Below are 23,063 nucleotides of genomic sequence, written 5' to 3' on the forward strand. Positions count from 1 at the left end.
CACCCGGCCTAGCGTCGGGCACGTGGCCGCTCACCGCGCGCGCGTCCTCACCCTCCTCCTCGACGGGATCCTCGTCGGGATGTTCGTCAGCGTGCTCGTCACGCTGCCTCCCCCGACCGGGAACGAGACCGGCAGGACGTTCACCCTGGCCGCGGCCGGCGCCCCGGGCACGCCGTACACGTGGGGCGGCAACGCGTTCGGCGAGCTCGGCGACGGGACGACCACCCCGCACGGCATCGCGAGGCCCCTCGCCGCACCGACCGACGTCGTCGACGTCCACACCGGCCGCGAGCATGCCGTGGCGTTGCGCTCCGACGGGACGGTCGTGATCTGGGGCAGCAACCAGATGGGCCAGCTCGGCATCGGCACCACCGGAGGGAGCCGCCCGGCACCGGTCGCCGTCCCGGGGCTGAGCGACGTCACCATGGTCTCGACGGGCCACTACCACTCCCTCGCGCTGCGCGCGGACGGCTCGGTGTGGACCTGGGGCTACAACCAGGCCGGGCAGCTCGGCGACGGCACCACCACGACCCGCAACCACCCGGTGCGTGTCCCCGGCACCCGCACTTACGCCACCGTCGCCGCGGGCCGCGACATGAGCTACGCCGTCGCGACCGACGGCACCGTGTGGGCCTGGGGCCTCAACGAGGACGGCCAGCTCGGCGACGGTACGACGACCGCGCGCGCCACACCCGGACGCGTCGGCGACCTCACGGGCGTCACGGCCCTCGCCGGCGGCCGGGACCACGGCCTGGCGCTGCGCGACGACGGCACCGTGTGGGCCTGGGGCTGGAACGCCTACGGACAGCTCGGCGACGGGACGCTCACCGACCGGACCGCTCCGGTCCAGGTGACCACCGGCGCGAGCGCCGTCGCCGCCGGCGCCCACCACTCCTACGCGCTGCGGGCCGACGGGCGGGTCCTGGCCTGGGGACGCAACTACCGCAACGAGCTCGGGGACGGCACCACCACGCAGCGGACCCGCCCGGTCACCGTCCTCGGCGTGACCGGGGCGGTCGCGATCGGCTCGGGCCGCGACCACGGCCTGGCCGCGCTCGCCGACGGGACGGTGCGCGCCTGGGGGCACAACTCCTCCGGGCAGCTCGGCGACGGCACCACGGTCAGCCGGTCCTCCGCCGTGACCGTGACCGGGGTGGCCGACGCGCGCCGGGTCAGCGGGGGCGCGGAGTTCTCGGTCGCGCTCTCCGCGCCGGACGGCCCGCCACCACCTCCACCACCTCCGCCGCCCGGGAGCACGACCGAGTTCCGGGCCGTGACGGGGGTCAGCCGGAACGCGGCCGGCGCGTCCGTCACCGTCCCGGCCACGGTCCGGGAGGGCGACGTCCTGGTCCTGCTGGTCGCGACCAACCGCCTCGCGACGACCACGACGCCGGCCGGGTGGACCCTGCTCGGCACGGCGACCGACGACGACCTGCGCTCCTGGGTGTTCACCCGCACCGCGGTGGTCGGCACCGCCGGCTCGGCCGTCACGGTCGGCCTCGACGCGACGAGCAAGGTCGACGTGACCCTGGCGGCGTACGACGGCGCGGCGGTGACCGCCGTGGTCTCCCGGGTGGAGCCCGGCAGCGGCACCGGGCACATAGCGCCGGCCGCCGCGGTGACGGTGCCCGGCTCCCGGGTGGTCCACCACTGGGTGACCAAGGTCAGCACCGCGGTCGCCTGGACCGTCCCGCCCGATCTGGTCACGCGGCGCACCGGGACGAGCAGCGGCAGCGGCCAGGCGTGCAGCCTGACCGCGGACGGCGGCCCGGCGGACGTCGGCACTTGGCCGGCGCACGTCGCGACCGCCGGCGCGGCCTCCGGGAAGGCGATCGGCTGGACCGTCGTCATCCCCCCGGACTGACGCCGTCCCGCCGGGCCCGGCTCAGGGCACCGACCGCACCGGCATCCCCGCCAGCGGGGCACCGGCGACCGTGACCACCCCGACCATCCGGGCGGACGGGCCGAGCAGGACGGCACCCTGGTCGGTGCGCAGCGCAGAGCGCCCGAACCGCACCTCGAGGACCCCGATCCGCAGCCGGCCGCCCTCCCGGACCAGCGCCACTTCCCCGCGGCGCGGGCGACGGTCGGTCGACACCAGCAGCTCGGTCCCGGCGGGCCAGCCGTGGGAGGCGAGCGCGTCGTTGCGGAGCCGGATCCGCACGTCCTCGCCGTCGGCGACCGGCGCCTCCGGGCGCGACCGGGCCGGTCGTTCGCGCGGAGCGGGCGGCATCGGTGGGGGCAGGTCGAGCGGCAGGCACTCCTGGGCCGCATCGCCTCGGACCGAACGCATGTTCGAAGCCTAGCGCGGACCCGGCACCTCCGTCGCGCGCATCCCTTGAAGAATCGGTAACCGTTGTGTTACCAATAGGCCATGGACGCGTTCGCGGCGATCGCCGACCCGGTCCGCCGCAGCCTGCTGGAGCGGCTCGCGAGCGGCCCGGCGCGCGTGGTCGACCTCGCCGCGGAGCACCCGATCAGCCGCCCGGCGATCAGCAAGCACCTGCGCCTGCTCGTCGAGGCGGGACTGGTGGCGGCCGACCAGCACGGTCGGGAGCGGCACTACCGGCTGGTCCGGGCCGGCCTCGCCCCCGTGCGGAGCTGGACCGACGCGCTGGTCCGCACCGCTCCCCCGATCCCCGCGTCGGCACTCGACGGTCTCGACCTCGAGGTCCGCCGCACCAGCCGCGACCGCCGCGGCACCCCGACCCCGCGCACCCACGAGGAGACCGCATGACCGCCCCGACGCCACCGACCGCTCCGACCGCCACCGGCCGCCGCCGGGACCACGACGACGAGACCTACGTCGAGCTCGTCCGCACCTTCCGCGCGCCGATCGAGGACGTGTGGGCGGCCGTGACCGAGTCCGACCGGCTGGCCCGCTGGCTCGGCACCTGGACCGGAGATCCCGCCGACGGCGAGGTGGTCTTCCAGATGACCTACGAGGGCGACGACGTGCCCGGGGAGAAGTTCACGATCGACGAGTGCGTGCCGCCGTACCGGCTGCGGATCACGACCTCGATGCCCTACGACGGCGAGAACCCCGAGCAGTGGCAGCTGCGTCTCGACCTCGCGGAGGCCGACGGGGTCACGTCACTGACCTTCGCGCAGAACGTCCCCGATCCCGAGATGGCCGAGAACGTCGGGCCCGGCTGGGACTACTACCTCGACCGCATGGTCGCCGCGGAGACCGGTGCCGACCCGGCGGCGATCGACTTCGACGACTACTACCCCGCACTCTCGGAGCACTACCGGCGCGCCTTCGGCTGAGGACGAGCGGCGCCCTAGGATCGACGGGATCGCCATGAATCCCGTCCCGGACCGCCCCCGCAGGCTGCTGCTCGCCGTCGACGCGCCGTCCCTGCTGCACCGCCACCACCACGCGCGTGCCCACACCCGGCACCGCGACCGGGGCGGACGGCCCGCCTGGGCGCTGCACGGCATGCTGCGCCAGATCATCGAGTCGATCGACTCCTTCGCGCCGGACGCGGTGATCTTCGGCCTCGACGACCGGACCTCCTCGGCGCGCCGCGACGCCTACCCCGACTACAAGGCCGGCCGGGCCGAGAAGGACCCCGAGCTGGTCGACCAGCTCGACCGCGCGGGCGCCCTGCTCGACGCTCTCGGCCTGGCCACGCTCACCCCGCCCGGCCTGGAGGCCGACGACGTGAACGCCTCCGCCGCCACCTGGGCGGAGACCAACGGCTGGAACTGCGTGATCATCACCTCCGACCGCGACTCCTTCGCCCACATCAGCGAGCACACCCGGGTCCTCCGGCTGATCGACGGCGGCATCCACGGCTCGCCCCTGCTCACCCCCGCCCATCTCCGCGCGATGTACGGCGTCCCGGCGGAGCGCTACCTGGAGTTCGCCGCCGTGCGCGGCGATGCCAGCGACAACCTGCCCGGGGTCGCCGGGATCGGCGAGAAGACGGCCGCCTACCTGCTCTCCCACATCGGCTCGATGCGCGAGATCTGGGCCGACATCGAGCACGACGAGGGCCGCTCGGTGGTCGCGGCCCTGGACGCCTGGGCCGAGGAGACCGGCGCCCGCCGCACCGGCGCCACCGTCCTCAAGCGGCTCTCCGCGCCGGGCGCCCGCGCGACCTACGAGTTCAACCTGCGGCTGATGTCGGGCCGCACCGACCTCGATCTCGGGCTGACCCCCGACGTGCCGGGCACGCCCGGCCTGCTGCCGCTCGACATCGAGCGGGTCGAGCGGGTGGTGGGCCACCTCAACATGGACGCCACCACCGCCCTGGCACTGCGGGTGCTGACCGGCGACCCGGCCTCCGTGCCCCGCGGGTGAGCAGCCGGCTCAGAGCCCGTCTCGCTCCACCGGGCAGGTCATGCACCGAGGCCCGCCGCGCCCCCGGCCCAGCTCGCTGCCCGCGATGGTGATCACCTCGACCCCGTGCGCGCGCAGGTGGTCGTTGGTCGCGGCGTTGCGCTCGTAGGCGACCACCACACCCGGCCGCACCGCGAGCACGTTGCACCCGTCATCCCACTGCTCGCGCTCTGCCGCGCGGGCGTCCTGGCTCGGCGTCAGCACCCGGATCCGGTCCAGTCCGAGCGCCGTCGCGATCGCCGCGTGCAGGCCGCCGGGCGGGTGGGCGGTGACCGCGAGCTCCTTGTCGGTGTCGCCGGGCTCGATCGTGTACGCCGGCAGGTCGCCCAGCCCGGCGTACTGGGTCAACGTCTCCTCGTCGATCATCGTCAGCACCGTGTCGAGGTGCATGAACGCCCGCCGGCGCGGCAGCGCGACCGCCACGATCCGCCGGGCGCTGCCGGCCGCGAACAGCCGGTGGGCGAGCCGCTCGATGCCCTGGGGCGTCGTCCGCTCACTCATCCCCACCAGCACCGCGCCGCGGCCCAGCACCAGGATGTCGCCGCCCTCGATGGTCGCCGGCGCGTCCGCCGTCCCGTCGGACCACCACCGGAACCCGGTCCCGGCGAAGGCCGGGTGCCATCGGTAGATCGCCTCGTAGTGGACGGTCTCGCGCATCCGAGCGCGCCGACTCATCGCGTTGACGCTGACGCCGTCGTAGACCCATGCGGAGGTGTCGCGGGTGAAGAGCTGGTTCGGCAGCGGGGGCACCAGCAGGTCGTCGGCCTCGAGGGTCCGGACGACGACCGAGCGGGGCTCCTCGATCCGCTCCATCAGCTCGGCGCGGGTCATCCCCCCGACCAGGCGGGCGGCGAGCTCCGCAGGGTCCAGGCCGGCGAACAGGTTGTGCAGGGCGTCGGCGGCGAGCGGCCCGTAGATCCGCTCGTCGAAGGTCGCGGCCAGCACGTGCGCGCGAGCCTGCGGGATCTCCAGCGTCTCGGCGAGCAACCGGTCCAGCAGGTGCACGACCACCCCCTCGGCCCGCAGCGCCGCGGCGAAGGCGTCGTGCTCCTCGCGCGCCCGGCTGACCCACGGCAGGTCGTCGAACAGGTAGTCGTCCTTGTTGGTCGGGGTGAGCCGTTCGATCTCGAGCCCTGGGCGGTGCAGGATCGCCTGGCGCAGGGTGCCGACCTCGGATCCGACGTAGAGGGCCATCACCGCACGGTACCCACTGCGCGATGATGACCCGGTGACCGACGACGCCCCCGCCACCGGCCTGACCGAGCTGCTCGCGCGGCGCTTCCTCACGACCGACGAGGCCCGCGGGGAGAAGGTCGCCCGCTGGCACGCCCGCGATCGCCGTACCGCACGGGAGAACATCGCCGACCTGGTCGACGCCGGCTCGTTCGTGGAGTACGGCCGGTTCGTGACCGCGGCCCAGGAGCGGCGCCGGCCGTTGGCGGAGCTGGTCGTCGAGGCACCCGCCGACGGCATCATCGGTGGCACCGCCACCATCGACGGGCGGCCGTGCGCGGTGCTGTCCTACGACTACCTCGTCATGGCGGGCACCCAGGGCATGCGCGGGCACCGCAAGTCCGACCGCCTCATCGAGCTGGTCGGGCGGATGGGGCTGCCGACCGTGTTCTTCACCGAGGGCGGCGGCGGCCGGCCCGGCGACGTCGACCTGCCGCTGGTCTCCGCCCTCGATGTCGGCTCGTTCGCGCTGTGGGGCGCCCTGGAGGGCGTGGTGCCGCGGATCGCCGTCGTGTCGGGCCGCTGCTTCGCCGGCAACGCCGTGCTGGCCGGCAGCGCCGACCTGCGGATCGCGACCCCGGACGCCAACCTCGGCATGGCCGGGCCGGCGATGATCGCGGGCGGCGGGCTCGGGCGGTTCGCCGCCGAGGAGATCGGCCCGGTCGAGGTCCAGGCGGCCAACGGGGTGCTGGACGTCGTGGTCGACGACGAGGAGGAGGCGGTCGCCGTCGTACGACGCATCCTCGGCTACCTGGCCGGCCCCGTCCCCTCCGCCGGTGCCACCACCGACCCCGCGGACCTGCGCACGATGCTGCCCGCCAACGACCGGGAGGCCTTCGACGTCCGCCCGGTCGTGGAGGCCCTCGCCGACCCGGACAGCGTGACCTGGCTGCGCGCGAGCTGGGCGCGTGAGCTGGTCACCGCGTTCGCCCGCATCGACGGCATCCCGCTCGGGGTGGTCGCCAATCAGTCGACGCACCTCGCCGGAGCGCTGACCGCCGAAGCATCCGCCAAGGCCGCCGACTTCCTCGGGCTGTGTGAGCGCTGGGGACTCCCCGTCCTCTCGCTCGTCGACACCCCCGGCTTCATGGTCGGCCCGGACGCCGAGGAGGCCGGGCTGGTGCGGCACGCGTCGCGGATGGTCAACGCCGGCGCCCGGCTCACCGTCCCGCTGGTCGGCGTGGTGCTGCGTCGCGGCTACGGCCTCGGCGCCCAGGCGATGCTGGGCGGGAGCACCCACCGGCCGCTGCTCACCGTGGCCTGGCCGGACGCGCACCTCGGCGCGATGGGCCTGGAGGGCGCCGTCCGGCTCTCCCTGGCGCACGAGCTGGCCGCCCTGCCGGAGGACGAGCGCGAGGAGGCGGTCGCCCGGCACACCGCCGAGCTGCGCGCCCACGCCAGCGCGCTCAACGTGGCGCGGGTGTTCGAGATCGACGACGTGATCGACCCGGCCGAGACCCGGACGGTCGTCGCCGCGACCCTGCGGGCCGCCGCCCCGCGCTAGGACCCGGACGGCGAGCGCGGCACCGTCCAGACCAGCGTGGTCCCACCGTCCGGCGCGGAGACGACCTGCAGGCCGCCGCCGCGCTGCTCGGCCCGTGCCCGCATGTTGGCGATCCCGCTCTCCGTCACCGCACCGGTCATCCCGCGGCCGTTGTCGCTGACCGTCAGCGCGATCTCGGCGCCGGCCTCGAGCGTCACCTCGACCGCACTCGCGCCCGCGTGGCGGCTCGCGTTGGACAGGCCCTCGGCCAGGACCGCGAGCAGGTCGGGGACGACATCCTCGGGGACAAGCGTGCGGACCGGACCCTCGAAGCGCAGTGCGGGCCGGAACTTCAGCGTCGACGCCGCCCGGTCGACCAGCCGGGTGACCTCGGCCTGCACGTCGCCCGCGGTGTCGATCGAGCTCAGCCCGAAGATCGCCCGCCGGATGTCCTTGATCGTGGCGTCGAGGTCGTCGACGGCCTGCTCGATGCGCGCCGCGACCTCCGGCCGCTGCACCAGCCGGGTCGCCCCCTGCAGGCCCAGCCCGACCGCGAAGAGCCGCTGGATGACCAGGTCGTGGAGGTCGCGCCCGATCCGGTCGCGGTCCTCGAGGACCGCGAGCCGACGCTGGTCCTCCCGCGCCTCGGCCAGCTGCAACGACAGCGCCGCCTGCTCGGCGTACGCCGCGACGAGCTGGGGATCGAGCAGGTGGTAGCGATCCTCGTGCTCCGAGGACCAGGCCAGCGACAGCGTGCCGCCCACACCCGCCGACGGCGCGAACGGGACCGCGAGCACCGGCCCGTCGCCAGGGTCCCCGGAACCGCTGCGGGCGATCACCGACGGGCCGTCGTCGCGGGTGAGCGTGACCCAGGCGGCATCGGCGCCGGCCAGGTCCCGCGCCCGGTCCGTCAGCTTGGCGACCGGGTCGTCGGCCGGGTCCGGGTCGGCCAGCGCCGGCGCGAGCGCGGCCGTGGCCCGGGCCCAGGCCTCGCGGGTCGTGGTCTCCTCGTAGAGCCGGGCGTTCTCGATCGCGACGCCGGCCGCGGCGGCGAGGGCGACCACGATCTCCTCGTCCTCGGCCGTGAAGTCGCCTCCCCCGGCCTTCTCCGTCAGGTACAGGTTCCCGAAGACCCGGTCCCGGATCCGCACGGGCACGCCGAGGAAGGAGCTCATCGGCGGGTGGTGCTCCGGGAAGCCGTACGACGCCGGGTGCTCGGCGATGTCGCGCAGACGCAGCGGCTCAGGCCGGTCGATGATCAGGCCGAGCAGGCCGTGTCCGGTCGGCAGCTCGCCGATCTCGGCGGCGAGGTCCGCGGAGATGCCGTGGTGGACGAAGGTCCGCAGGCGCCGGCTGCCGCCGGCGCTCAGCACGCCCAGCGCGGCGTACCGCGCGTCGACGAGGCGGCTGGCGATGGCGACGATGCGCGCCAGGACGCCGTCGAGGCTGAGATCCGCGGAGATGGTGACCACGGCGTCGAGAAGGAGCTGCAGGCGCGCCTGCTGGTCGAGGGCGCCGTGCATCCGGTCGAGCACGGCGCGCACCAGGTCCTCGAACTCGACCTCGTCCAGGTCCGCCGGCCGGCCGGCGTCCGCCCCGTCCATCCCGTCCCTCCCGCTCATGCCCCCGAACGCTACCGGCAGTGGGTACAAGGACCCGCCGTCATCGGGACTCCCGCATCTGGGTCCCCGCCCGTCGGCCGGACAGCATGGAGCCGTCCCCGCAAGGGGCCCGACGAGGAGGTGGTCCCGGTGCACGATTCCGACGTTCAGCCCGGCCGACTGGTGGTTCTGTCCGAGGAGGAGTGCTGGGACCTCCTCCGCTCGCGGCCCGTGGGCCGGCTCGCCTGGTCCGGTGCGGAGGGCGTGTCCGTCGTCCCGGTCAACTACGTGGTCGACGACGGCGCGGTGCTGCTGCGCACCACGCCCTACTCGCTCATGGCACGCGACGGCGCCGACCGCGAGGTGGCGTTCGAGGTCGACGACATCGACGAGGAGCGGCACGGCGGATGGAGCGTGCTCGTCCGCGGGCGCTGCGAGCGGGAGCGCGTCGCGTCCGACGGACCGCGCCCCTGGGTCACCGGCCCCCGCGTGCTCGGGCTGCGGATCGCCGTGGGATCGGTGACCGGACGCCGGCTGCTCAGCTCGACGGCGGAGCGTGCTTGACCGCGTAGATGGCCGCCTGGGTCCGGCTCGACATGCCGAGCTTGGCGAGGAGCGAGGAGACGTAGTTCTTCACCGTCTTCTCGGCGAGGTGGATCTCCCTGGCGATCTGGCGGTTGGTCAGGCCCTGGCCGATCAGGTCGAGGATCCGCAGTTCCTGCTCGGTCAGCGACGAGAGCTCCTTGTTGACCGGCGGGCCGGAGCGGATCCGGTCGAGCACCTGCGCGGTCACCGACGGATCGAGGGTCGACTGCCCGGCAGCCACCCGGCGCACGATGTCGAGCAGGTCGTTGCCGCGCACCTGCTTGAGCACGTAGCCGGCCGCGCCGGCCATGATCGCCGAGAAGAGCGCGTCGTCGTCGTCGTACGACGTCAGGATCAGGGCCTTGATCGACGGGTCCTGCGAGCGTACGTCGCGGCACACGTCGATGCCCGAGCCGTCGGGCAGCCGGCCGTCGAGGATCGCGACGTCGGGACGCAGCGCGGGGATCCGGCGGGTCGCCTCCTGGGCGGACTCCGACTCGCCGACGACGACGATGTCGCCCTCACTCTCGAGCAGGTCGCGGATCCCCCGACGGATCATCTCGTGGTCGTCGAGCAGGTAGACCCGGATCTGGGCCGCGGCGGTCGCCGTCGCATCGTCACTCACCCCACCCACGGTAGCCGCGAACCGAGCCTCCGGGGAGGACCGCGCGCCCGCCGGCTCGGGACCTTCGACCCTCCCGTGGACGACGCCGGGCGAGCAGGCTGGTCCGGAGACCGAGAGGAGCAGCGCCATGAGCAGTCCCGCTGTGCCGCGCATCGAGCCCGCACCGACGACCGACGTCGAGCGCCTGGTGTCACTGGCCTGCCGGGCGCCGAGCGTGCACAACACCCAGCCCTGGCGCTGGCGGTACGCCGGCGGACTGCTCACCCTCTCCGCGGACCTGTCCCGCCGCCTGGCCGTGGAGGACCCGCGCGGCCGCGACCTCACCCTCAGCTGCGGAGCGGCCCTGCACCACCTGCAGTTCGCGGCCCGGGCGCTCGGCTGGGCCACCGACGTCGAACGGCTGCCGCCGGGCCCCGACGAGACCGAGCTGGCGCGGATCCGGGTGCACCGGACCGACCGGACCGTCGTCGTACCCGAGGACCTGGAGCTGCTGGACGCCCGCCGTACCGACCGCCGCCGGTTCACCGCATGGCCGGTCCCCGGGCACCGGCTCGATGACCTGTGCCGCCTGGCCGCGCCGTGGGGCGTACGCGCCGCCGCGGTGAGCGACGACGGCGCCCGCTTCCGGCTCGAGCTGCTCGCCAACCAGGCGCTGACCGCCCTGGAGCTCGACGCCCGCCGCCAAGCCGAGCAGGACCACTGGATCGGCCGCGGCAGCGCCGACGGCATCCCCCCAGACCTGCTGCCCGACGAGCCCGATCCGCTGCAGGCCCGCTCGCGCTTCCGGCCCGGGCTGCTGGAGGACACCCGAATGGTGCTCCACGGCGGGGACCGGGTGATCGCGCTCGGGGGTGCCGACGACGACGTGGCCGGGTGGCTGCGCTCCGGCGAGGCGATGAGCGCCCTGTGGCTCGAGGCCACCCGTGAGGGGCTGTCGGTGGTCCCGATGAGCCAGCCGACCGAGGTGGAGGAGACCCGCCGCGAGATCGGCCGCTCCGTGTTGGGCGGCGCCTTCGAGCCGCATGTCCTGCTCCGCGTGGGGTGGCAGGCGATCGGCCGCGGCGGGCTCCCCCGGACACCCCGGCGCCCGCTCGCCGACGTCCTCGAGGTCCAAGGCCCAGCCTGGGGGCCGAAAGTCCCGTCGCGCGGGGGATTCCGGCCGTGGGGCCGCACCCCGGGTGCTTCCTAGCGTGGGCCTGTCAGCCCCCGCCCTCTGCCAGGAGCACCTGTGGACCCGACCGACATCGCGCGATGGCAGTTCGCCATCACGACCGTCTACCACTTCCTGTTCGTCCCGATCACGATCGGCCTCTCGGCGATCATCGCCGGCTACGAGATCACCTGGTTGCGCACCCGGGACGAGCGCTGGCTGCGGCTGACCAGGTTCTTCGGGAAGCTGTTCCTGATCAACTTCGCCATCGGTGTGGTGACCGGCATCGTGCAGGAGTTCCAGTTCGGGATGAACTGGAGCGACTACTCCCGCTTCGTCGGCGACGTGTTCGGCGCGCCCCTGGCGATCGAGGGCCTGTTGGCGTTCTTCCTCGAGTCGACCTTCCTCGGCCTGTGGATCTTCGGCTGGGACCGGCTGCCCCCGCGGCTGCACGCCGCCTGCATGGTGCTGGTGCACGTCGGCACCCTGTTCTCGGCGTACTTCATCCTCGCCGCGAACTCGTGGATGCAGCACCCGGTCGGCTACGCCTTCAACCCGGACACGGGACGCGCGGAGATGAACGACTTCGCCGCCGTCCTCTTCAACAAGGTCCAGCTCGTGACCTTCCCGCACGTCGTGCTGTCGGCCTACATGACCGGCGCGGCCTTCGTGGTCGGCATCGCGCTGTGGCACCTCCGGCGAGCGCGCACCCCCGAGGACCGGGCGGTCTATCGCCCCGCAGTCCGCACCGGCGCCTGGATCGTGCTGGTCGCGGCGCTCGGCGTCGTCGTCAGCGGCGACGTCCAGGGCAAGATCATGACCGAGGTCCAGCCGATGAAGATGGCCGCGGCCGAGGGCCTCTACGAGACCGAGGCGCCCGCCGACTTCTCCGTCTTCCAGCTCGGGACGCTCGACGGTGAGCACGAGACGTTCTCGATCAAGGTCCCCGGCCTGCTGTCCTTCCTCGCGACCGGCACGCCCGGCGGCGAGGTCGACGGGATCAACGACCTGCGCGAGAAGTACCGGGAGACGTACGGCGCCGATCCTGGCGCGGCGTACTACTCCCCCGGCGACTACACCCCGGTCATCCCTCTGACCTACTGGTCCTTCCGGCTGATGATGGGCCTGGGCATGGCCGGGGCGGCGATCGCCGCGTGGGTCCTGTGGGCTACCCGCCGCGGCCGCGCACCCACCGGGAGAGCCGTGCTCGCCGCGGCCATCGCGCTCCCCTTCCTGCCGCTGTTCGCCAACTCCTTCGGCTGGATCTTCACCGAGCTGGGCCGCCAGCCCTGGGCCGTCTTCGGCCTGATGACGACCGAGCACTCGGTCTCCCCGGGGCTCTCGACCGGCGAGGCCTGGACCTCGCTGATCGCGCTGACGGCGGTCTACGGCGTGCTCGCGGTGGTGGAGGTGCGCCTGCTCCTCACCTGGATCCGGAAGGGCGCCGAGGAGCTGCCGCCCGACGTACCGACCGATGCCGGCGAGGATCGCCCGCTCGCCTTCGCCTACTGAGAACCGGAGACAGACACCGCCATGGAGCTCACCACCGTCTGGTTCGTCCTGATCGCCGTCCTGTGGATCGGCTACTTCACCCTCGAGGGGTTCGACTTCGGTGTCGGCATGCTGCTGCCGGTGCTGGGCCGCGACGACACCGAGCGCCGCGTCATGATCAACACCATCGGACCCGTGTGGGACGGCAACGAGGTGTGGCTGCTGGTGGCCGGCGGCGCCACCTTCGCCGCGTTCCCGGAGTGGTACGCCACGCTGTTCAGCGGGTTCTACCTCCCGCTGCTGCTGATCCTGCTGGCGCTGATCGTCCGCGGCCTGGCCTTCGAGTACCGCGCCAAGCGTGACGACCTGCGCTGGAAGGGCCGCTGGGACCTGGCCATCATCGTGGGCTCGTTCGTGCCGTCGCTGTTGTGGGGAGTGGCGTTCGCGAACATCCTGCGCGGAGTGCCGATCGACGCGGACCTGGAGTACGCCGGCGGCTTCTTCAACCTGCTGAGCCCCTACGCACTGCTCGGTGGCCTGACCACGCTGGCCCTCTTCCTCACCCACGGCGCGCTCTTCATCGCACTCAAGACCGACGGGGAGATCCGGCACCGGGCCCGGCGCCTGGCGGTCCCGCTGGTCGGCGTGGCCGCGCTCCTCGCGGTGGCCTTCCTCGCCTGGACCCAGCAGCAGACGGGGACGGCGGGCTCCGCGGTCGCCTTCGTGGTGGCGGCGCTGGCCCTGGTCGGCGCGGGTCTGGGGGCCCGCGCCGGCCGGGAGGGCTGGGCGTTCCTCGGCACCTTCGTGGCGATCGGGCTCGCGGTCGCGGGGCTCTTCCTCGCGCTCTTCCCCGACGTGATGCCGACGACCCTCGCCGACGGCGCCGGACTGACGACGACCAACGCCGCCGCGACGGCGTACACGCTGAAGATCATGACGGTCACCGCGGTCGTGTTCACGCCGCTGGTGCTCGCCTACCAGGGCTGGACCTACTGGGTGTTCCGCAAGCGGATCGCCACGCACCACATCCCGCCCGCTCCCGCGGCCACAGTGACCGCGGCCGCCCGATGAGGCCCTCGGACCCGCGCCTGCGCGCGATGCTCGCCCCGGCCCGCGCCGGCCTCACCGGCGTCGTCGTGGCCGGGGCGCTGGGCGGGGCCCTGGTCATCGCCCAGGCCTGGGTGGTGGCGGGGCTGATCATCGCCGTGCTCCGCGGCCAGGAGCTGACCGGGTGGGCGCTCGGCGTCGTCGGGATCCTGACCCTGCGCGCGGTGGTCGGCTCCGCCGCGGACCAGTGCGCCGCACGCGCGGCCGCGGTGATCAGCACGGTGCTGCGGCACCGCCTGGTCCGCGCCCATGTCGAGCGGACCGGCGCCGCGGCGACGTCGGGCGAGGAGGCGGTGCTGGTCACCCGAGGCGTCTCCGCCGCCGAGCCCTATGTCACGCGCTACGTACCCGCCGTCGTGGTGGCGGCGGTCCTCCCGCCGCTCACCGTGCTCGCGATCGCCACCCAGGATCTGCTGAGCGCGATCATCGTGCTCGCCACGCTGCCGCTGATACCGGTCTTCGGCGCGCTGGTCGGCCTGGCGACGCGGGACCGCGCCGAGGAGCAGTGGCGCGCGATGGCCTCCCTGTCGGGACACTTCCTCGACGTCGTGCGCGGCCTGCCGACCCTGGTCGCGCACCGCCGGGCCCGCGCCCAGTCCGGCCGGATCGCGGAGGTCACCGACCGCTACCGCCGCGCCTCGCTGCGCACGCTGCGGGTCGCGTTCGCCTCCTCCGCCGTGCTCGAGCTGGTCGCGACGCTCTCGGTCGCGCTGGTGGCCGTCACGATCGGGGTTCGGCTGGCATCGGGGTCGGTCGGCCTGCAGACCGCACTCGTCGTGCTGCTGCTCGCTCCGGAGGCGTACTGGCCACTGCGTCGGGTCGGTGCGGAGTTCCACGCCGCCGCCGAGGGCGCGGCGACGTTCACGGAGGCGCACGACCTGCTCGCCGACGGCCTGACCGAGACCGTCGACGCTGCTGCCCCATGGGGCGCGCCACTCGTGCTCGACGGCGTCACGGTGACCTACCCCGGTCGGGCCGTCCCCGCCGTGGCCGACGTCTCCGCGCTCGTCCCCGCGCGCGGGATCACCGCGCTGGTGGGGCCGTCGGGCTGCGGCAAGTCGACGCTGCTCTCGGCCGTCGCGGGCCTACTCCCGGTACCGGCCGGGAGCATCACCGCCGGCGGCCGGCCGGTCGGCGGCCCGTCGTGGCAGACGCAGGTCGCCTGGCTGCCACAGCAGCCGCGGTTCGTGGCGGGAAGTGTCGCCGACAACCTCCGTCTCGCGCGCGCCGATGCCGACGACGAGGCACTCTGGGCGGCGCTGCGCGAGGTCGCCCTCGAGGAGCGGATCCGCGCGCTCCCCGCCGGTCTCGCCACGCCGCTGGGCGAGGACGGGCTGACCCTCTCGGCCGGAGAGCGAGCCCGGCTGGCGCTGGCCCGGGTGGTGCTGGCCGAGCGGCCCTGGGTGCTGCTCGACGAGCCGACCGCCCACCTCGACGACCTGACCGAGCAGGTCATCGCCGACACCATCGTCGCCCTGGGCCGGCGCAGCGCCGTCCTCGTCGTCGCGCACCGGCCACGGCTGGTCGGCCTGACCGAGCACCGGATCGTGCTGCCGGCCGCCGCATCCCGGCCTGCCCCGGCGTCCGGTCCCGCGCCCCGGATCACGGTCCCGACCGGCTCCACCAGCACCTCGATGCCGGCCACCACCTCCGCTCCGGCCGTCCGTGAGCGCCGCCTGCTCGCCGGCGCCGCCGTGATCGGCGCACTGGCCTCCGCGTCCGGTGTGGCGCTCACCGCGACGGCCGGCTGGCTGATCGTCCAGGCCTCGACCCGCCCGGCCGTGCTCACGCTGCTCGTCGCGATCGTCGGCGTCCGAGCCTTCGGCCTCGCCCGGCCCGTGCTGCGCTATGTCGAGCGGTTGCGCGCCCACGATGCGGCGTTGCGCCTGCTCGCCCGCCGCCGGGTCGAGATGTACGACCTTCTCGTCCCCCTGGTGCCCGCCCGGTTGGGCCGCCGACGCGGCGACCTGCTCAGCTCCGTCGTCGACGATGTCGACAGCGTCGTGGACCGCCAGCTGCGGGTCCGGATGCCACTGGTCCAGCTCTGCCTCGTCGGCCTGCTGGCGAGCGCGGGCGCGACCCTGCTGCATCCGCCGGCGGGCATCGTGGTCGCGGGCGCGGTGCTGGCCGGGCCGATCGCGTTCCTCGTCGCCCGCCACGGCGCTCGCTCGGCCGAGCGCAGGCTGGTCGGCCTGCGCGCCGAGCTCTCGGCGTCCGTGGTCGAGGCGGTCCAGGTCGCGGACGAGCTGCGCATGTGGCAGCGCGCGACGGCGACGGCCGACCGGGTCGCAGCGACGAGCGCCCGGATGGGCGCCATCGCCGCCGTCGCCGTCCGCTGGCTGGCCGCCGCTCGCGCCCTGGTCCTGGTCGGGAGCGGCGCAGCCGTGGCCGCCACCGCCGCCGTGACCACGGGAGCCGTCGCCGACGGATCACTCTCGGGTCCGCTGATGGCGCTGCTGGTGCTCCTGCCCCTGGCACTCGCCGACGTCGCGCTCCCCTGCGCCGACGCGGGCCTGCTCGCCGCGCGCACGGCAGCCGCCGACGCACGGCTCCGGGCGCTCGAGCACACGACACCCGCGGTTGCCGACGTCCCGGGCCGCGCCGCCCCGCACGGTCACGACATCACGCTCGACCGGATGGAGGCCCGGTGGGACACCCGGGCGCCCCTGACCGCACCGGTCTCGCTCGAGCTCAGACCGGGCGACCGGGTCGCCGTGGTCGGGCCGTCCGGATCCGGCAAGAGCACGCTCGCCGCGGTCCTGCTGCGCTTCCTCGACTCCGCCCGCGGCACCGCGGAGCTCGGCGGCGCGCCGCTGGAGCACCTCGGCCTCGACGACGTACGACGCCGGGTCGGTCTCGTCGACGACCACCCGCACGTCTTCGCCACCACCGTGGCCGAGAACGTCCGTCTGGCCCGGCCGGAGGCCACCGACGCCGAGGTCGACGACGCGCTGCGCCGGGCCCACCTGGGCCCCTGGCTCGACGCGCTGCCCGACGGACTCGGCACCTGGGTCGGCGCGGGGCATGCGGACGTGTCCGGGGGCGAGCGGGCCCGGATCGGCGTGGCCCGCGCGCTGCTCGCCGACCAGCCGGTCCTGGTGCTGGACGAGCCGACGGCCCACCTCGACGGGGCGACCGCCGCCGCCCTGGCCCGCGAGGTCCTCGCCGGGGCGCGCGAGCGATCGGTCCTGTGGATCACCCACGGTGCCGCGGGACGGGACCTGGTCGACCGGACGGTCCGTCTGACGCCGCGGGCCGAAGGTCCTGCCCGGTCCAGGGCCTCGGCCCGTGTCGCGCCCGGCCCGCTCCCGGAAGGCTTGGATCCATGACCACCACCGACACCGACACCGGTGAGCACCGGATCGCACCCACCAGCATCGTCGTCGCCACCGACGGCTCCGACGATGCCGACCGGGCGGTCCACTGGGCTGCCGAGCAGGCCTTCCTCGAGCGGCGGCCGCTGACCGTCGTGACCGCCATCGGCATACCCGGCGTACCGGCGGTCGCGTGGAGCGGAGTGGGCGCGGCGTACGCCTACGACCCCGAGCAACTCCAGGAGAGCGGCCGCGCCATCACTCGTCAGGCGGTCGAGCTCGCCCGGCACCTCCACCCCGGACTGGACGTCTCGAGCGTCGTCCTGGTCGGAGATCCCCGCAGTGTGCTGGTCGACCTCTCCCGCGATGTCCACCTCATCGTGATGGGCTCCCGCGGACGGGGCGTCTTCCGCAGCAAGGTCCTGGGCTCGGTGAGCGCGGCGGTCAGCCGCGACGCCGACTGCCCGGTCGTCGTATGCCGACCCCAGCGGCACGAGCAGCCGCCCGACGGGGGCGTCCTCGTCGGCGCCGACGGCACCCCGGAGTCGTTGCCGGTCCTCGAGTTCGCGTTCGCCCAGGCCTCCCTGATGGACCTGCCGCTCACCGTGGTCCATGCCGTCTGGGACGAGATCGGCGCCGCGCACGGACCGGTGATGGTCTCTCCCCGCGAGTCCGGCCTGGACGAGTACCGCGTGCTCCTCGGCGAGAGCGTCGCCGGCATCTCGTCGAAGTTCCCCGAGGTCGCCGTCGACCTGCGGTTGGCCCGCGGCATGGCCGAGGACTGCCTCACCGACACGAGCGCGACGTGGAACCTGATCGTCGTCGGCCGTCACCCGGTCGACTCGCTGCTGCGCCTGGTCACCGGCGCGGTCGCCACCACCGTCGTGGAGAGGTCGCGGACCACCGTGGCCGTCGTACCGCAGGCCGACCCGCCTGCCGAAGTCTGAGGAGGATCCTTGAACACCATCCGACCGGGCAGCATCGTGGTCGCTGCCGACGGCTCCACCCACGCCGCCCGCGCCCTCGACTGGGCCGCGACGCAGGCGGCCCTCGAGGGGCGGCCGTTGGCGGTGGTGACCGCCGGCGAGGGCGACGTACGGCGGGTCAACGACGCGGCGCTCCGCCAGGCCGGGGAGCTCGCCCCCGACGTCGACGCGATCGGGCTGACCGCCCCCGGCGACCCGCGCGCGGTCCTGGTCGACCTCTCCCGCGACGCCCACCTGCTCGTCCTGGGCTCCCGCGGTCGCGGCACCGTGCGCAGCATGCTGCTCGGCTCGGTGAGCACCGCGGTGAGCGGGCTCGCCTCCTGCCCCGTCGTCGTGTGCCGGCCACAGGCCGACGAACACCCGGGCAAGGGCGTGATCGTCGGCATCGACGGCACCGCCTCCTCGCTCCCCGTCCTCGACTTCGCCTTCGCCCAGGCGGCGCTGCGCGGCCAGGGCCTCACCGTCGTCCACGTCGTGTGGGACGTCGTGGCCGCCGTCGCCGGGCTCCGCAACGTGCGGGTCGACGACCTCGACCTGGGTCCCGAGGACGAGGCGCACCTCCTCCTCGCCGAGTCCGTCGCCGGATTCGGCGAGAAGTACCCCGACGTGCGGGTCACCCTCCGCGTCACGCACGGACTGGTGGACGACGTGCTCGGCAGCCGCACCGCGGCCTGGGAGCTGGTCGTCGTCGGTCGGCATCCCCTCGACACCGTCGGCCGCCTGGTCACCGGGTCGATCGCGACCGCCGTCGTCGAGCGCGCCCGCACCACCGTCGCCGTCGTGCCCGAGCCGTCGGATCAGAGCTGATCAGCACCACGCCCGGCGGCCGTCGGGAGCCAGGTCCCGGTCGTGGAGCACGATGCCGAGCCGGGAGCCGTAGGCCGCGCAGGCCCGCCGGAAGTCTCGGGCGCGGTACTCGACGACCAGCACCCGGTCGCCGTACGACGCGACGTAGCAACCGCACTCGTCGTAGCGCCCGCACTCCTCGGCGACCGCGAAGTCGAAGCCGAGGGCGCGCCCGTCCAGCCCCGCCCAGTTCTTCTGGGCGATCGCCAGACCGGCGGCGTGGGCCCGGGCGGTGAGCAGCCGGGCGTACCGCTTCGCGTGGCGGGGCCGGAGCAGGCCGTGGCTGCGGGAGAAGGAGTCCAGGTTGTCGATCTCGACGGCGTCGTACCCGGCCTGGGCGCAGCCGTCGATCCAGCGGCCCACGACCCTGGCCAGTCGCTCGCGCTTGGCGGCCGTGCGGATGTCGAGCAGCCACTCGCCCCAGGCATCGTCGACCACCGGCCGGCCGCCGTCGCGCAGGACCAGCGCGGGATGCCGGAGCCACCGCCTCCGCTCGTCCGGCTGGGTCTGGAAGCCGTTGACGTAGCAGACGTTGTAGCGTCCCGGCTCCGGCGCCGCCCGCCTGTCCCGGACGACGATGCCGACGGTCGCGGCGGGCGGGACCGCGCCACCGAGCTGGTAGTCGAGGTCCACCCCACCCGGCGGCGGAGTCACCGGCGGGGTCGCCGGCGCCGACCCGAGCGCGAGCGCGAGACCGAGCAGGAGCGCCGGCAGCATCAGTGGATGAGCTCGCGCCAGTTCAGCGGCACCCGGCCACGCGGGCCGGGCGCCGGCTGGTCGTCGGGATGGCTGGTCGGCGCCGCGAGCTCCGGGCCGGACCCGTAGTCCTCGGCGGCGTAGTCCCAGAACCAGTCCTCGCCCGGCTCGAACGACTGGACGACGGGGTGTCCGGTCGCCCGGAAGTGTGCGCTCGCGTGCTGGGCGGGCGAGCTGTCGCAGCAGCCTACCCGTCCGCACGCGGCGCACCGCCGCAGGTGCACCCACCAGCCCTCCGCTGCCGCGCAGTCGGCGCAGCCCGGCCCGCTGGGTGGGACGTCGGTCGCGATCGCGGGGATCTCCTCAGCCATGTCCCGACCCTAGGAACCGGGCCAGGGGATGTACAGCCTCACGGGATGTACAGCGTCGCCTTCACCGGGTTGTGGTCGGAGGCCATCGGGGTGGCGTAGCGGCCACCCGCGAGGGCCGCGAGGTTCTCCCACCGCGGCACCGTGATGCCGGGCGAGACGAAGATCCGGTCGACATGGGTCGGCCAGGTCGACGAGCGCGGCGGGTTGGTGTCGAAGCCGTGCGCGGAGTTGAGGTACGGGTAGGTGAGCTGCGCGGCGATGTCGACGGCGTCGGCGTAGCCGGCCGACTCCATCACCAGGCGCGGGGTGTCGGTCTGGCCACGGCGGTCCAGGCCGCGGTGGGAGTTGTAGTCGCCCAGCAGCACGGTCGGCACGCCCGGGAACGCGGAGGTCACCCGGTCGACGACGTACTTGGTCTCCTGCTGCCGCAGGCCGTCGGCGCCGCCCTTGCCGTCGCGGAGGTGGACGGCGCCGACCGCGACCTGCTTGCCGGTGCCGCGGTGCTGGATCAGCGCCTGGCAGAAGCCGTGGTCACGGTCGCCGAACATGGTGAAGCGGGTGCCCTTGCTGTTCTGCTTCTTTCCGACGACGGCGTACGCGCTGGTGCGCACATAGGCGGTCTGGCTGAACAGCTTGCGCTTCTTGCTCTTCTGGGTCTGGCAGGCCAGCGTGTAGCCGCGCTTCTTCATGACCTTGCCGATCCAGCGCTTCTTCTTGCCGTACTTGTGGGCGAGATGGCCCTCGACGAACACCATGACGTCGGCATTGACGCGGCCGATGTCCGCGACGACCTTCTTCTGGCGCTTCTTCCACTTCCAGCCCTTGTTGCAGTTCTTCTTGGCACCGCACGCGACGTTGAAGGTGGCCGCCGTCGTCGACAACGCGGTCGCCACGACGGCGCGCGAGGCCGGGGGCGTCACCTTGCAGGAGCGGGGGCCGCCGTTGCCGTTGCCCCTGCCGTCGCCGTTGACGACGACAGCGAAGCAGTAGGTCGTGTTCGGGGTCAGCTGCCGGATGTCGGCGTGGTTGCCGGCGATCCCGCCCAGCGTGATCCGGTGCGGGTCCTCGCCCGGGTAGGTGTCCGGTCCCGCCGTGGAGATCCAGACGTCGTACGACGAGGCGCCGGCGACCGGGTCCCAGTCGAGGTTGACGGTGACGGCGCCGCCGGTCACCTGCTGGCCGGAGACCCAGGGGGCGTCGGGGGTGGCCGCGGCCCGCGCCGGCGAGGCGGAGGCCAGGACCGCCAGCCCGAGGGCGAGGGCGGTGAGGAGCACGAGGGCATGACGACGTAGGGGGGTTGTCGAACTGGGAGCCATAGATCTACCTTCTCGTGAAGTGGCACCAAATGTGGAGCGAAACAAGGAATCCGGTCGCGACCGTTCTCTTCGGCACGCGCGTCACCAAGGTGAGGGTTGATAGTCCTTGACGAAGCAGCCGTAGAGATCGTCGCCGGCCTCGCCGCGCACGATCGGGTCGTAGACCCGGGCCGCCCCGTCGACCAGGTCGAGGGGCGCGTGCCAGCCCTCGGCGGCGATCCGCAGCTTCTCGTGGTGCGGCCGCTCGTCGGTGATCCAGCCGGTGTCGACGGCGGTCATCAGGATCTTGTCGGTCTCGAACATCTCGCCCGAGGACGTGCGCGTCATCATGTTCAGCGCGGCCTTGGCCATGTTGGTGTGCGGGTGCCCGGCGCCCTTGTAGCGGCGGGAGAACTGACCCTCCATCGCCGAGACGTTGACGATATATGCGCGGCGGGCACCGTTCTGCACCGCGGCCCGCAGCGCCGGGCGCAGCCGGGAGTTGATCAGGAAGGGCGCGATCGAGTTGCAGAACTGCACCTCGAGCAGCTCCAGCGGGTCGACCTGGTCGAGGACCTGGGTCCAGGAGTTGTTGTCCTGGATGTCGGGGATGAGCCCGCCCGCGTCGACAGCCGTGCCGGCGAGGTGGGCCTCCAACGAGGCGTTGCCGGCCTTGAGCGCCAGCGCGGTGAGCGACGCGGCGTTGTGGGAGGCCAGGGCGGACTCGGCCGACTCCCCCTCGTGGTGGGCGACGGCATGGTCGGCCAGGGCGCCGGCGATCGCCGCCGGGTGCGCCTCGGAGATCGAGTCGAACGCCACCATCTCGGGCAGCTCCCTGACTCCGAGCGCTGAGGCGGTCGGCAGCGGCGCCAGCTCGCCCTCGGTGAGGTGCGTGTAGGCGCCCGGGAGGCGTCGTACGGTCTGGCAGGCGTTGTTGATGATGATGTCGAGCGGGCCGTCGGCCGCTACGTCGTCGGTCAGCGAGATCACCTGGGTGGGGTCGCGCAGGTCGATGCCGACGATCTTGAGCCGGTGCAGCCAGTCGGCCGCGTCCTCCATCGCGGCGAACCTGCGCACGGCGTCCTTCGGGAACCGGGTGGTGATCGTGGTGTGCGCGCCGTCGCGGAGCAGGCGCAGCGCGATGTACATCCCGATCTTGGCGCGGCCGCCGGTGAGCAGCGCGCGCTTGCCCGTCAGGTCGGTGCGCTGGTCGCGCTTGGCGTGGCTCATCGCGGCGCAGCGCGGGCACAGCCAGTGGTAGAACGCGTCGACGAGGGTGAAGTCCTCCTTGCAGATGTAGCAGCCGCGCGCGGTGAGCAGCTCACCGGCGAAGGCCCCCTGCGCCGTCGAGACCAGCGGGATGCCCGCGGTCTCGTCGTCGATCCGCAACGCGGAGCCGGTCGCCGTCCGCTCGATGATCTCCTGGTCGTGCTTCTGCCGCTCCATGCGGATCTCGGCGCGCCGGGCCCGCTTGATCATCTTGTACATGTACGACGCCGCGCGCTTCACCGTGCGGATGTCGTCGTGGTCCGGGGGCAGCTGGGGCAGCTGGCCGAGGACCTTGAGCGCGATCGCGAGCTCGTCGGGGTCGATCCCGGCCAGCTGCTCGGAAGGATCGACGAAGTACGGGCTGGGCACCGGCGCATCGTACGTGCGGGTCGGCCCAAGTCACGGATCAGGACCGCCACCCCACGTTGACCCCACCGTCGCGGGCTCCTAGGCTCGGCCGCGCACCACCCCCCACCGCACGACAACTGAACATCGCGCCGTTCGAACCCCGGCGGGAGAGTCTCCGTCCCACGAGGACGGGGCGCCGAAGGAGCAAATCTCCCCAAGAATCTCTCAGGCACCCTGACCGCCGGGACGAGGCGAACTCTGGAAAGTCGGACCGGATCCACCGGCCCGCACCCACGGTGCAAGCCGTCCGACCGG

20 protein-coding genes and 1 riboswitch are annotated in these 23,063 nt (G+C 73.8%); of the genes, 12 read left to right on the plus strand and 8 right to left on the minus strand.

Features of this window, described 5'->3' with window-relative positions; genetic code table 11:
- Window positions 1–22: 22 nt before the first annotated feature.
- Entirely contained in the window at window positions 23–1,864 is a 1,842-nt protein-coding gene (locus RB608_RS16810) for a hypothetical protein (RefSeq protein ID WP_308089192.1), read from the plus strand.
- 21 nt (window positions 1,865–1,885) lie between these two features.
- Here the strand turns inward: RB608_RS16810 and RB608_RS16815 are convergent, their stop codons facing one another.
- Window positions 1,886–2,293, minus strand: a complete 408-nt coding sequence (locus RB608_RS16815; RefSeq protein WP_308089193.1) for a hypothetical protein — start codon at window positions 2,291–2,293, stop codon at window positions 1,886–1,888.
- 81 nt (window positions 2,294–2,374) lie between these two features.
- On the opposite strand from RB608_RS16815, the gene RB608_RS16820 reads away from it, so the two are divergent.
- Genes RB608_RS16820 through RB608_RS16830 form a run of 3 tightly spaced genes read left to right on the plus strand, consistent with a single transcriptional unit; the run spans window position 2,375 to window position 4,309 of the window.
- On the plus strand, window positions 2,375–2,737 hold the full coding sequence (locus RB608_RS16820; protein WP_308089194.1) for a metalloregulator ArsR/SmtB family transcription factor: 363 nt from the start codon (window positions 2,375–2,377) through the stop codon (window positions 2,735–2,737).
- Window positions 2,734–3,270: an SRPBCC family protein gene (locus RB608_RS16825; protein ID WP_308089195.1), complete on the plus strand. Its 537-nt coding sequence runs from the start codon at window positions 2,734–2,736 to the stop codon at window positions 3,268–3,270. Before RB608_RS16820 ends, RB608_RS16825 begins: the two co-directional genes overlap by 4 nt.
- 34 nt (window positions 3,271–3,304) lie before the next feature.
- Entirely contained in the window at window positions 3,305–4,309 is a 1,005-nt protein-coding gene (locus tag RB608_RS16830) for a 5'-3' exonuclease H3TH domain-containing protein (protein WP_308089196.1), read from the plus strand.
- Between the two features lie 9 nt (window positions 4,310–4,318).
- On the opposite strand, the gene RB608_RS16835 is transcribed toward RB608_RS16830, so the two are convergent.
- The gene (locus tag RB608_RS16835; protein WP_308089197.1) at window positions 4,319–5,542 is read right to left on the minus strand and encodes an arginine deiminase; all 1,224 of its coding nucleotides are present in this window, start codon (window positions 5,540–5,542) and stop codon (window positions 4,319–4,321) included.
- Between the two features lie 34 nt (window positions 5,543–5,576).
- On the opposite strand from RB608_RS16835, the gene RB608_RS16840 reads away from it, so the two are divergent.
- On the plus strand, window positions 5,577–7,085 hold the full coding sequence (locus RB608_RS16840; RefSeq protein WP_308089198.1) for a carboxyl transferase domain-containing protein: 1,509 nt from the start codon (window positions 5,577–5,579) through the stop codon (window positions 7,083–7,085).
- On the opposite strand, the gene RB608_RS16845 is transcribed toward RB608_RS16840, so the two are convergent.
- Window positions 7,082–8,686: a GAF domain-containing protein gene (locus RB608_RS16845; RefSeq protein ID WP_308089199.1), complete on the minus strand. Its 1,605-nt coding sequence runs from the start codon at window positions 8,684–8,686 to the stop codon at window positions 7,082–7,084. The genes RB608_RS16840 and RB608_RS16845 overlap by 4 nt on opposite strands.
- 129 nt (window positions 8,687–8,815) lie before the next feature.
- Here RB608_RS16845 and RB608_RS16850 point away from each other — a divergent pair, with 129 nt between their 5' ends.
- A complete protein-coding gene (locus RB608_RS16850) occupies window positions 8,816–9,229 on the plus strand; it encodes a pyridoxamine 5'-phosphate oxidase family protein (RefSeq protein ID WP_308089200.1) in 414 nt (137 codons plus the stop codon).
- Here RB608_RS16850 and RB608_RS16855 read toward each other — a convergent pair.
- Complete coding sequence (locus tag RB608_RS16855; RefSeq protein ID WP_308089201.1) at window positions 9,204–9,875, minus strand: response regulator transcription factor; 672 nt, start codon at window positions 9,873–9,875, stop codon at window positions 9,204–9,206. The two genes, RB608_RS16850 and RB608_RS16855, sit on opposite strands and share 26 nt — an antisense overlap.
- Window positions 9,876–10,002: 127 nt before the next feature.
- Here RB608_RS16855 and RB608_RS16860 point away from each other — a divergent pair, with 127 nt between their 5' ends.
- The 6 genes from RB608_RS16860 to RB608_RS16885 are packed head-to-tail and all read left to right on the plus strand — an operon-like array spanning window position 10,003 to window position 18,730.
- The gene (locus RB608_RS16860; protein ID WP_308089202.1) at window positions 10,003–11,064 is read left to right on the plus strand and encodes an Acg family FMN-binding oxidoreductase; all 1,062 of its coding nucleotides are present in this window, start codon (window positions 10,003–10,005) and stop codon (window positions 11,062–11,064) included.
- A gap of 39 nt (window positions 11,065–11,103) precedes the next feature.
- A complete protein-coding gene (locus RB608_RS16865; protein WP_308089203.1) occupies window positions 11,104–12,537 on the plus strand; it encodes a cytochrome ubiquinol oxidase subunit I in 1,434 nt (477 codons plus the stop codon).
- A 21-nt stretch (window positions 12,538–12,558) separates the two neighbouring features.
- Window positions 12,559–13,587: a cytochrome d ubiquinol oxidase subunit II gene (cydB, locus tag RB608_RS16870; protein WP_308089204.1), complete on the plus strand. Its 1,029-nt coding sequence runs from the start codon at window positions 12,559–12,561 to the stop codon at window positions 13,585–13,587.
- Window positions 13,584–16,952, plus strand: coding sequence for a thiol reductant ABC exporter subunit CydD (cydD, locus tag RB608_RS16875; RefSeq protein ID WP_308089205.1), 3,369 nt, complete (start codon window positions 13,584–13,586; stop codon window positions 16,950–16,952). Before cydB ends, cydD begins: the two co-directional genes overlap by 4 nt.
- Window positions 16,949–17,884 (plus strand): universal stress protein, encoded by a 936-nt coding sequence (locus RB608_RS16880; RefSeq protein ID WP_308089206.1) that lies wholly within the window; start codon window positions 16,949–16,951, stop codon window positions 17,882–17,884. Before cydD ends, RB608_RS16880 begins: the two co-directional genes overlap by 4 nt.
- A 9-nt stretch (window positions 17,885–17,893) precedes the next feature.
- A complete protein-coding gene (locus RB608_RS16885; RefSeq protein WP_308089207.1) occupies window positions 17,894–18,730 on the plus strand; it encodes a universal stress protein in 837 nt (278 codons plus the stop codon).
- Here the strand turns inward: RB608_RS16885 and RB608_RS16890 are convergent, their stop codons facing one another.
- From RB608_RS16890 to RB608_RS16905, 4 genes are all read right to left on the minus strand, one after another.
- The gene (locus tag RB608_RS16890) at window positions 18,731–19,486 is read right to left on the minus strand and encodes an endo alpha-1,4 polygalactosaminidase (protein WP_308089208.1); all 756 of its coding nucleotides are present in this window, start codon (window positions 19,484–19,486) and stop codon (window positions 18,731–18,733) included.
- Entirely contained in the window at window positions 19,486–19,836 is a 351-nt protein-coding gene (locus tag RB608_RS16895) for a UBP-type zinc finger domain-containing protein (protein ID WP_308089209.1), read from the minus strand. Before RB608_RS16895 ends, RB608_RS16890 begins: the two co-directional genes overlap by 1 nt.
- A gap of 38 nt (window positions 19,837–19,874) precedes the next feature.
- Complete coding sequence (locus RB608_RS16900) at window positions 19,875–21,110, minus strand: endonuclease/exonuclease/phosphatase family protein (RefSeq protein WP_308089210.1); 1,236 nt, start codon at window positions 21,108–21,110, stop codon at window positions 19,875–19,877.
- 123 nt (window positions 21,111–21,233) lie between these two features.
- Window positions 21,234–22,769 (minus strand): SDR family NAD(P)-dependent oxidoreductase, encoded by a 1,536-nt coding sequence (locus tag RB608_RS16905; protein WP_308089211.1) that lies wholly within the window; start codon window positions 22,767–22,769, stop codon window positions 21,234–21,236.
- 133 nt (window positions 22,770–22,902) lie between these two features.
- Window positions 22,903–22,999: riboswitch (glycine riboswitch) on the plus strand.
- Window positions 23,000–23,063 lie beyond the last annotated feature (64 nt).

Origin of the sequence: Nocardioides sp. LHD-245 (assembly GCF_030929495.1) — a bacterium.
Lineage (GTDB): Bacteria > Actinomycetota > Actinomycetes > Propionibacteriales > Nocardioidaceae > Nocardioides.